Genomic DNA, 2,083 nt, shown 5'->3' with positions numbered 1-2,083 from the left:
GGCCGCAGCCAAAACGATAGAACCGAAAAAATTCTTACGCATATTCGCTCCTTTTAGGGAAATTTATCAAATTTTACTACTACCAAGTCACATAATAATCATACTAGCTTTAAATCAAATTTAAAGTTAAATTCTAATATATCTACTTAAATTTTAGAACGTAAACGAGACGGGTAACAGTCTAAAATTTGATATAATTAGCCCTGCTTTATAAAATTTAAGGAGAGAAAATGCCATTCGTAAATATAAAAGTAGCCGCTCCAGAGCCTACAAAAGAGCAAAAAAAGCAAATCATCGCCGAGATTACGGACACGTTAGCGCGCGTATTAGGCAAAGACCCAGCCGCAATACTCGTGATGATCGAAACGCTCGGTATGGACAGCATCGGTAAAAGCGGTCTAAGTCTTGAGGAGATCAAACAAAATAAAGAGAAAAAATGAGCGAATTTTTATAGGATTTTGAGCTAAAAATCACGCTCGCAGCGGGCGATACTTGCGCCGCTAAGCGGTCTAAATTTACCGAACACGCAGGCGGGCAGCAGTTTAAAAACCGCCGCTGCGAACCGTTCTAACGGGCGAGTATCCGACCTCTCGCCCAAGATTATCGGCGGACGGACGATCTGAAGGCTGTCAAAGCCAAGCTCACTCACGCGCCGCTCGATACGTCCTTTAGCGCGCAGATAAAAGCTTAGCGAATCCTCGCTCGCACCCGGAGCTGATACGAGCACGAAGCGCCGTACGCCCGCTGCTTTGCCCCACTTCGCCGCTGCATAGACATAGTCCACATCCACGCGTAAAAACGCCTCGTGCGAGCCCGCCTGCTTCATCGTCGTGCCCAGCGCGCAAAAAATTTCGTCAAATTTATGCGGCGCGATATCCGAGATACCCTCAAAATCAATGATCCGCGCGCGAAACTTAGGGTGGCAAAAGCCTATCTCGCGGCGCACCCATACCTCTACCTCATCGTAACCGGGACTCTCGCAAAGCTCGCGTACCAGCTCCCTGCCCACGACGCCCGTAGCGCCCAGCACCAAGGCGGATTTACCCATTTTCGCTCCTTGAATTTCTTTAAATTTTATCGCGCTTTGCGGTCAAATTTAACTCCGGCGCTACGTTACTCAAAATTTTACGCTTCGTCGCGCGGCGCGTAATGCATAAATTTTAGCGTTTGTCCGCGTAATCAAATCGCGCAGCTTGCAGGCTAAACTCGAAGTTGTTTCGATCCACCGCGCCTACGCACGCGTCGCTATCGTAAAGCGCAAGCAGAAATTCCGCCATCTCCTCGCTTGAATGATACCGCGCAAAAGCCGCGTCGTAGTCGTAGTCCGCGTCATCCGTCGCCACGGGACCGAACTCCGTCCTAGTCGCGGCAGGCGCTAGGACTTTAGCCTGCATTTTGGCCTCTTTATCCTGCACCAGCTCTCGGTGCAAGCCCTCCGTAAAGGCGCTTACGAAAAACTTGCTCGCGCAGTAGGTGACGGCGTTTGGCACCATGCTGTAGCCGCCTGCGGAGGAGATATTGATGAGTTGGGCGGGCTTGCGCTTGTAGTCGCGTACGAAGAGGTGGCTTAACAGCGTAAGCGAAATGATGTTGAGCTCCAGCATCTGCGAGACTTTGGATAGATCGCGCTCGCCGACCGCGCCGTAATCTCCAAAGCCCGCGTTGTTTATGAGCGTCTTTAGCTCATAGCTTTTTAGCTCGTCCCAAAGCGCTAAGACGTTCTCGCTGCGCGCAAGGTCGCAAATTTTAACGAGGGCGTCTGATTTGGGCGAAATTTTAGCGATCTCGTCCTTTAGGTTTTGCAGAAGCTCCGCTCTGCGCGCGATTAGGATCAAATTTTCTCCGCGCCTCGCAAACGCCTTTGCCGCGGCCGCTCCGATACCCGAACTTGCGCCGGTGATGACGATATATTTTTTCATTTTCTATCCTTTTTTTGATTCTTTGGTTTGAAATTTTACCGAAGCTCGCCGCGTATTCACGCGTGCACTCGTCTTAAATTTGCAAATTCACCCGCGTTTTGCGAGGCGGTTATTCGTCGCTTATGGGCGTGCGCTTGGTATCTACCGCTTTGCCGTCCAGATAA

Annotated in this window: 3 protein-coding genes; 1 reads left to right on the top strand and 2 read right to left on the bottom strand. The window is 50.2% G+C overall.

Features of this window, described 5'->3' with window-relative positions:
* The first annotated feature begins 230 nt into the window (after positions 1–230).
* A complete protein-coding gene (locus tag Q0386_RS03345; protein WP_297942528.1) occupies positions 231–440 on the top strand; it encodes a 4-oxalocrotonate tautomerase family protein in 210 nt (69 codons plus the stop codon).
* Positions 441–463: 23 nt separating this feature from the next.
* On the opposite strand, the gene Q0386_RS03340 is transcribed toward Q0386_RS03345, so the two are convergent.
* Complete coding sequence (locus tag Q0386_RS03340) at positions 464–1,048, bottom strand: NAD(P)H-binding protein (RefSeq protein WP_299027082.1); 585 nt, start codon at positions 1,046–1,048, stop codon at positions 464–466.
* A 112-nt stretch (positions 1,049–1,160) separates the two neighbouring features.
* Complete coding sequence (locus Q0386_RS03335; protein ID WP_299027080.1) at positions 1,161–1,919, bottom strand: SDR family oxidoreductase; 759 nt, start codon at positions 1,917–1,919, stop codon at positions 1,161–1,163.
* Positions 1,920–2,083 lie beyond the last annotated feature (164 nt).

Source organism: uncultured Campylobacter sp. (assembly GCF_938045625.1).
Classification (GTDB): domain Bacteria; phylum Campylobacterota; class Campylobacteria; order Campylobacterales; family Campylobacteraceae; genus Campylobacter_A.
Note: the sequence above shows the minus strand (reverse complement) of the source record. Positions and strands in the feature narration are given on the sequence as shown.